Here is an 8,091-nt window from a genome sequence, read left to right on the forward strand (position 1 = left end):
CCGCCATGCGCCTGTCACTGCACCGCTCAATGGTCCAGGCGCAGAAATACTATGACGACGTTGAGATCACCGACAACCCGGCGACGGATCTGTTGAGTTGAATATTTTCCCAGTCAGCTCAACTAACTCCCTGCCCTTCCCTGCTGCCCATCTTGTAGTGCAGTTCGCTCATTCATAGCCTCAACAATCGGCTGGGCAGGCTCAACTCAAAGCGGAGCGTTCAGAGAAGTATTACACGAATGCCTACCTTGTGTGCGGAAGTACTACCTCGGGTTTGAAAGCCCAAAACTCCCTTCTACCGGGTTTACAACTGTAAACCACCCTGCTCTGATACTAAGCGCATGTAGTCAACCGGTTCGCAATACCCACAATATAGGCGAAATTCCTTGACTTAGGGCAGTGAATCACGGCTGTTTGTCTCAAGTGGCGCGAAAATGACCACATTTCTAAATTTGAGGCAACTACATGATTCCCGTGACACCACTTACGGCAGATCGACCATCGGCACTCGCAACGGAAATTTCCGAGAGATTGAACTCGGCTATCCGAGAACACCTTCTTGCTGCCTTTGCTCCTGACAACACAAAATCACTACGCACATTCGCAGCACCAGAAGCGGCCGAACTTCTGGGTGTCTCAGGTCAATTCATGCGCAAGGTCCACTCAGAAGGTACAATTCCTGAACCAAAAGACGTGCGAAGCGGTCGACGTTACTATACCGCCCAAGAGCTTTGGGAGGCCCGCGAAACGCTTGAGAAGACCTCACGCAAACGAGGACGCTATATCCCTCGCCGGACGGAAGGAGAGAAACTTCAAGTCTGGCAGTTGATGAACTTCAAAGGTGGCAGCAGCAAAAGCACTACAACAATTCATTTAGCCCATTATTTCGCGCTTCGCGGATACCGTGTGCTGGCCGTTGACCTAGACCCCCAAGGCTCGCTTACATCCATGTGCGGCATCAGCCCTGAAATCGAGTTCGACGGGCTAACGATATACGATGCCATTCGCTATGAAGACCCAGTTCAAATGGCGGATGTCGTACTTCCGACATACTTCCCCGGACTGTCTGTGGCACCGTCACGGCTTGTTCTTTCTGAATTTGAGACGGAATCAGCCGTCCACTCCAACCCCGACCATCCGTTTTTTACGAGAATACGGAATGCTCTGGCCGAAGTGGAAGACGATTTCGACCTTGTTCTTATTGATAGCCCACCTCAACTCGGATTCTTGACGATCGCGGGGATGGCGGCCGCTAGTTCTTTGCTCGTGCCATTAACACCTTCCATGTTGGACGTGTCTTCGACAGCTCAATTTCTCGAACTTGCTGGTGCTTATATGGCTGTCATTGAGGACGCCGGCGCCACTCTCGAATACGACAGCTTCAAGTTCCTGATAACACGTGACGAACCAACAGACGTTCCGTCTCAACAGCTGGCTTCGTTCATGCGAGCACTGTTTCAGGACCGCGTTATGTCAGCAACGGCTCTGAAGAGTACTGCAATCAGTGACGCCACAATGCTCAAACAGTCGATCTACGAGGTTGTGCGTTCGGAAATGACACGCGCAACCTATGACCGGGCAAAGAACTCAATGGATGCGATCGGCTCAGAGGTAGAGCAATTGATCCACCAAGCATGGGGACGCAGCTAATGGCTAGAAAATCGCTTCAAGAAATGTCGGGTATCGCGAGCACGATTGCGCGTTCCGGGTCCAAGTCCGCAAACAAACCGGCAAAAGCCAACGCCCCTGCCCTCGGTGCGCTTCAAGGATCCCTCGCCGCAATCAGAGAAATTGATCCGGCTCTCATAGACGATTGGGGGCCGATTGATCGGCTTGGTGAGTTTACAGCTGTAAACCCAGATGAAGATGACGACAGTTTTGAGAGTTTGAAGTCGAGTATCCAAGACGGTGGTCAACAAGTGCCCATCCTCGTTAGGAGGTCGAAGGCCGACGGTCGTTACGAGGCGATTTATGGGAGGAGAAGGCTCAAAGCATGTCGTGAACTCAAAATCAAAGTTCGCGCCAATGTCCAAGATATAGACGATGCATCGGCGCTTCTGGCCAAGGGCCTTGAAAACGCAGCCAGGCGAAACCTGTCGTTCTACGAAAAAGCTCGCTTTGCGGAAGCAATTCAGACCGCTGGGCATGAAACCGCCACGGTGAAGCAAGTTCTAAACCTGTCTGCATCAGGATTGTCCCACCTTACTAAGGTCACGCAAAACGTTCCTTCAGAGGTCGGAGAAATGATCGGAGCAGCGCCAAAGTCTGGCCGCCCGAGGTGGACGGCACTTGCCGAGCAGTTCTTGGCGGGCAAGCTAACAAGAGATGACGCAATTGGATGGCTTCAAGCCATTGAGCCATCGGTTTCCTCAGATGACCGGCTAGAAACCCTACTTAAAGCAGCTGCAAAACGTGGAGCCCGACAAAAGGACGGCGTTGCTGAAACTAGCCCCATCGAAGGTGTGACCATCAAGTCCAGCAGCGGATCTCTTACATTGTCAGTTAGAAAGAAGGGTTCGAACGCCGGTTTTGCAGATTGGTTGGATAAGAATCTGACTGAAATCATCAAGCGATCACACGCCGAGTTTACAGCTGTAAACAACAAACAGAATAACTGAGGACGAGCAGAAAGGAGGAAGGCAAGCAAAGAAAAACCCCCGAAACCGGAGCTTCGAGGGCTGCTGCGCTCAGCGCAATTCTTAGATTAGACACCTAGAATCTAGCAGTCCCCGAATCGCCATACAAGAGAAAACGCTCCTGAGCGAACGGGTATTTTTTGTCTGCTGACATAAACTCATGAAAACAGTAACAGCATTGGCTCCAAACGGAGCAACCTTGTCGGGAACGGCAGGGCAGGGGGCTATTACGCCAAAAAAATGGATGCTTCTTCGAGCCGTTGAGGAAGCCAGAGAACCGCTTGGACTTAAATCCACATCCCTCAATGTCCTGAGGGCGATGATTTCGTTTATGAACGGAGATCAGATTTCCCTTGACCAGGATGATCACCATATCTGCTTCGCCTCCAACGCGGCGATTGCCAAGCGAACTCACGTCAGCCTTCAAACTGTTGAACGTCACATCTCGGCGTTAGTGGAGCTCGGGCTTATTCGTCGCGTCATGAGCGCTAACGGTAAACGTTGGGCGCGCCGGGACCGGCAGGGTAGGGTGGTCACCGCAACTGGGCTGTCCCTGATGCCATTGTCGGAACGGCATGCGGAATTCATCCAGGAAGCGCAGAAACATGCTGACCGTGTTCTTGAATTCACAGTGCTACGCGACAAGGTTTCAGCCGCTCTGGCTCGCCTCAAGGAACTCGTGGCAGACGATAGCGCGATCTCAGATTTGATGGCGACTGTGCGCAATACACTGCGCCGTAAACCGGACGCAAACGTGCTCAGCGAACTGCTAGCCGAAATCTCTGTGGAAATCTCCGAGGTAACACCGGTAGATGCAGAAAATTTGAGGGCCAATGACAATGAAATTGAGGGGCATAAAGAGGACTCTTTGAATCCAGAAGTTAAGAAAGAAAAACTTTCTCAGGTTCAGGTTTCAGCAGATCAAATGGAGCATAGTTTTCCACGGTTGTGTTCCGAACTACGCTTTGCACGGGATCAAGCACATTGCGATCGTCTTATGGACGACATCGCCGCTTATCTACAGCTGGGCCAGACCTGGTACGCTATGAAGTCCACACATGGCTCAGCTGTTCGTTTCATGGTTCTGGGATACATCTTCCAACGCGCTGAGAAAATACAGTCTCATGGGTCTTACATGATTACTCTGTTGGCGAAGATCGACAGTGGTGAAATGAAACCAACAGCCCTGTTAGCACCTAAGGCTTGTATTCGAAGGATCTCGTCCTGACTACTGAAAGAAGCCATGAAGAAATATACCTGTTGTGACGGTCTAAACTCAGTCAGTGCTTTCAATCTTCAGGGTCGCAGATTTCAATTAGTCGGATGTTGACTTTCAAACGGTCGGGCACGTACTTTCAAACGGTCGAGGTGAAGTGGTTCTAGCATGTATCCAAGATTTGCCAAAACGCGAATAGAGGAAGCGCTGTCCGACACGCGTGTTGTTCTCATCTCTGGACCCCGTCAGTCCGGCAAGACAACACTTGCAACAGACATCGCCTCCGACAAAGTTCCTTTTCTAACCTTGGACGATGCGACTGTCTTGCAATCAGCTATCGACGATCCTGTCGGTTTTATTCGCGGACTGGACCGGGCAGTTATCGACGAGATCCAGCGGGCACCTGACCTACTTCTGGCTATTAAGAAAGCGGTGGACGATGACAGAAGGGCAGGGAGGTTTCTGCTAACCGGTTCTGCCAACCTCATGACCATTCCGAAGGTCGCGGACTCCCTTGCTGGGCGAATGGAAATTGTTCGTCTCCTTCCCCTCAGCCAAACAGAAATCCTTGAAACGAAGTCGAGCTTTATCGACAGGGCATTCGATGCAAAGAACCCTGTCGTAGACAAGCTGATCATTGGGGACGACCTTGTTGAGACAGTTCTATCTGGTGGTTATCCGGAGGCGCTTGGACGGAAAAGATGGAGGCGAAAGCAGGATTGGTACCGCGATTATATTGACGCAATTGTCCAACGAGACGTCCGCGACGTGGCCCAGATCGAACAACTTGCCATCATGCCGAGACTACTGGCAGTTCTTGCGGAGTATTCCGGCCAACTGGTCAACTATTCAGGGATCGGTGCTGCCATTAGTCTGAATCATGTGACCACCCAGAAATATGTGCGCGTGTTTGAAAGCCTCTTTCTCGTGCATAGCTTACAGCCATGGTTCACAAATCGCCTGAAGCGCCTCACCAAATCCCCCAAGCTGCACTTTCTTGATGCAGGCCTTCTCGCGGCAATGCGCAGCGTCACCCCGGATACTGTCAGAAAGGAAAAGACGCCCTTCGGGTCGATCCTGGAAACATTTGTGTTCAGCGAATTGCGTAAAACTGCCACCTGGAGCGAACAAAGGTGCACGTTTTCGCATTTCCGCGACAAAGATCGGAACGAAGTCGATATTGTTCTGGAAAATAGCCGTGGAGAGATTGTCGGGATCGAGGTGAAGTCGTCCGCAACAGTTACTTCCAGCGACTTTTCCGGGATGCGCAAATTGGCGGAAGCATGTGGCGACAAGTTTGTTCAGGGGCTTGTTCTCTACGACCACGATCAGGTTGTACCCTTCGCAGACAACATGTTTGCGGCTCCAATTTCCTGCATGTGGGCAGCGACTGGATGAACGCGTAAGGCTAAGGGAGGGCAGGGGGGCTTAAACCGTCGCTAACTCCGTTCGCAGCATGTAGTTTTCAGCACCAAGGGCGGAAAGCTGAAGTTCGCTGCGCTTAGTGCCAATGACCGCATTGCGGGACAAGGACGAAACCGCTTTCGCGGTAGGGGCGCTTGTGACGCGTGAAGCGCACTGATCTGAGCACAGCGGATTTGCGGCTGTGCGCGCCTGTCTGACGATTGGGACCTTCTCAATTTGATGACAGGAGGTCGTGATGACCGATCAATATGTTCCGGCTCTGCGCCAGCGGTTTCTCGAAGATATGCGGATCAAGGGGCTGCTACCGAAGACCCAGACGATGTATTTGCGGGCGATGCGAGAGTTCACGCGGTTTCTGGGGCATTCGCCGGATACGGCGACGCCGGAGGAATTGCGCGCCTTTCAGCTTGATATGAAGGACCGCGGCGTTGGCGCGCCGACGTTCAACAACCGGCTGACGGTGCTGAGTTTCTTCTTCGCGACGACCTGTCCCCGACCTGTGATGAAGCGGCATATGCGGTATCAGCGGGTGGCGAAGAAAATCCCGGTGGTGCTGAGCGCCGAGGAGGTGGCGCGCATCCTCGAAGCAGCACCCGGGCCCGGGCTCAGATACCGGGCAGCCTTCAGCGTGGCCTATGGCGGCGGGCTGCGGGCGAGCGAGGTGACGCATCTGAAGGTTGGCGATATCGACAGCGACCGGATGCTGGTCCGCGTCGAGCAAGGCAAGGGCCGCAAGGACCGGCACGTCATGCTGTCACCGTGTCTGCTGGAATTGCTGCGTGACTATTATCGCGAGGCACGCCCTGCAGGCTGGCACTTTCCCGGGCGCAACCGGGTTGATCCCATCTCGACCCGACAGTTCAACCGTGCGTTTGGGGTAGCCTGCGACTTCGCCGAGATCAAAAAGAAGGTGTCACCCCACACCCTGCGGCACAGCTTCGCCACCCATTTGTTGGAAAGCGGGACAGACATCCGGGTGATCCAGGTGCTGCTTGGTCATGCCAAACTGGAGACGACGACGGTCTATACCAAGGTGGCGACCAAAACGATCCAGGACGTGACCAGCCCACTTGATCTGTTGGCGCGCAAGGAGGCCGGTCCCGGATAAGCCCGGGCCTTCATGCCCAGACCCAGACTGGAGGTCGCGGATATCTTCCGCGCCCACGGGCCTGCCTATCGCCGGGCAAATGACGGCCATCTGAACCTTCCACAGTTGAAGGTGATGTCCGCCATCGAGAATTGTCGCACCGCCGCCCTTGGCGGCCATGTGTCGGCCTGCACCAAATGCGGCCACCAGCACGTTGCCTATAACTCATGCCGCAACCGGCATTGCCCGAAGTGCCAGGGTGCCGCGGCGCGGGACTGGATGCAGGCGCGTATCGAGGACCTGTTGCCGGTCGAATACTTCCATGTGGTCTTCACTCTGCCAGCTCAGATCGCCGACATTGCCTATCAGAACAAGGCGGCGGTCTACGGCCTCCTGTTCAAGATGTCCTCGGAGACGCTTATGACCATCGCCAGCGACCCAAAACACCTCGGCGCAAAGATCGGCATGACGAGCGTGCTGCACACATGGGGGTCAGCGATGACGCACCACCCGCATGTCCATGTCATCGTGCCAGGCGGTGGATTGTCGCCGGATGGCACCCGGTGGATCGACTGCCGACCCGGGTTTTTCCTTCCGGTGCGGGTCCTGTCCCGGCTGTTCCGGTGTTTGTTCCTTGAAGGACTGACCCGCTTGCACCGGGCTGGCAAGCTGCGCTTCTTTGGCGATCTGGCGGGACTGGCCGACCTCGCCAGCTTTGCAGCCTATCTCGCGCCGCTGCGCAAAACCGAATGGGTCGTCTATGCCAAACCACCCTTCGGAGGACCCGAGGCAGTCCTGGCGTACCTGAGCCGCTATACGCACCGGGTGGCGATCTCCAATCACCGCCTCGTCAATACCAATGGCGACACGGTGGCCTTCCGCTGGAAAGACTACCGCATCAAACGCGGTGATCGGATGAAGGTCATGCGCCTGCCCATAACCGCAATGCTGGCCGTTCTTGCGCTTGAGCGACAGGGACTTGCGAAAAACAACGGTCCGGTCCTCGTAACGGGCGCCGCCGGAGGCGTTGGTTCAGTCGCGACGGCAATCCTTGCGAATTTAGGCTACGAAGTGGCTGCGGTCACCGGACGCCCTGAAACGGCAGACTACCTGAAGGAACTGGGTGCGACACAGATCGTTCCGCGCGAAGATCTCGCAGAAGTGACGCGTAAACCGCTTGAAGCGGAAGTATGGGCTAGCTGCATTGATGCAGTCGCAGGCGCCATGTTGGGACGTGTTCTCAAACAGATGAAATATGGTACATCTGTCGCTGCAATCGGGCTTGCGGGCGGAGCAGCAATTGAAGGTGCACTAATTACGCCGTTTATTCTGCGTGGTGTTAACCTTCTGGGCATCGACTCGGTCCTGCAGCCTTATGTATCCCGTGTGGAAGCATGGGAACGTATCGCCACCGATCTTCCGATGGATAAACTCGATGCTATGGTTCACCCGGCAATGCTTTCTGATTTGCCGGCTCTTGGGCGCGATATCCTCAAAGGTCAGGTAAAGGGCCGCGTTCTGGTCGACATAAACGCCTAGATCCGTTGGGGGCGTAGAGGATGTGTGTACGCAAAGGCGACGGGTACATCTTTCTTTCTCGCCCACCAGCCAAACAAGGCGTTTACCGGTCCCAGTGGATGTCCGTTCAGAGAGGGATGTACCATTTCGGAGCGAGCTATGCCCGAAAGTTGGTGACGGTGTGATCAGGCGGCATGGTGAAGTTGCTT

At 54.4% G+C, this 8,091-nt stretch carries 6 protein-coding genes and 1 pseudogene; all 7 read left to right on the forward strand.

Annotated elements, in window-relative coordinates:
• The first annotated feature begins 465 nt into the window (after positions 1–465).
• Positions 466–1,650, forward strand: coding sequence for a plasmid partitioning protein RepA (gene repA / locus GOX53_RS28310; protein WP_171182225.1), 1,185 nt, complete (start codon positions 466–468; stop codon positions 1,648–1,650).
• A complete protein-coding gene (repB, locus tag GOX53_RS28315) occupies positions 1,650–2,618 on the forward strand; it encodes a plasmid partitioning protein RepB (RefSeq protein WP_171182226.1) in 969 nt (322 codons plus the stop codon). The genes repA and repB overlap by 1 nt, the downstream gene beginning before the upstream one ends.
• Positions 2,619–2,796: 178 nt before the next feature.
• Positions 2,797–3,864, forward strand: coding sequence for a helix-turn-helix domain-containing protein (locus GOX53_RS28320; RefSeq protein ID WP_171182227.1), 1,068 nt, complete (start codon positions 2,797–2,799; stop codon positions 3,862–3,864).
• Between the two features lie 156 nt (positions 3,865–4,020).
• On the forward strand, positions 4,021–5,250 hold the full coding sequence (locus tag GOX53_RS28325; protein WP_171182228.1) for an ATP-binding protein: 1,230 nt from the start codon (positions 4,021–4,023) through the stop codon (positions 5,248–5,250).
• A 262-nt stretch (positions 5,251–5,512) separates the two neighbouring features.
• Positions 5,513–6,385, forward strand: coding sequence for a site-specific integrase (locus GOX53_RS28330; RefSeq protein WP_171182229.1), 873 nt, complete (start codon positions 5,513–5,515; stop codon positions 6,383–6,385).
• Between the two features lie 12 nt (positions 6,386–6,397).
• Positions 6,398–7,309, forward strand: a pseudogene (locus GOX53_RS29520) (IS91 family transposase); the annotation flags it as partial.
• The gene (locus GOX53_RS29525; protein WP_256415920.1) at positions 7,310–7,903 is read left to right on the forward strand and encodes a zinc-binding dehydrogenase; all 594 of its coding nucleotides are present in this window, start codon (positions 7,310–7,312) and stop codon (positions 7,901–7,903) included.
• Positions 7,904–8,091: the final 188 nt, after the last annotated feature.

The organism is Ruegeria sp. HKCCD8929, from assembly GCF_013031405.1.
Lineage (GTDB): Bacteria > Pseudomonadota > Alphaproteobacteria > Rhodobacterales > Rhodobacteraceae > Ruegeria.

Bases quoted from the DNA above. Each gene is read 5' to 3' on its own strand.
- repA (WP_171182225.1), top strand. From the start codon at position 466: ATGATTCCCGTGACACCACTTACGGCAGATCGACCATCGGCACTCGCA.
- repB (WP_171182226.1), top strand. From the start codon at position 1,650: ATGGCTAGAAAATCGCTTCAAGAAATGTCGGGTATCGCGAGCACGATT.
- GOX53_RS28320 (WP_171182227.1), top strand. From the start codon at position 2,797: ATGAAAACAGTAACAGCATTGGCTCCAAACGGAGCAACCTTGTCGGGA.
- GOX53_RS28325 (WP_171182228.1), top strand. From the start codon at position 4,021: ATGTATCCAAGATTTGCCAAAACGCGAATAGAGGAAGCGCTGTCCGAC.
- GOX53_RS28330 (WP_171182229.1), top strand. From the start codon at position 5,513: ATGACCGATCAATATGTTCCGGCTCTGCGCCAGCGGTTTCTCGAAGAT.
- GOX53_RS29525 (WP_256415920.1), top strand. From the start codon at position 7,310: ATGCTGGCCGTTCTTGCGCTTGAGCGACAGGGACTTGCGAAAAACAAC.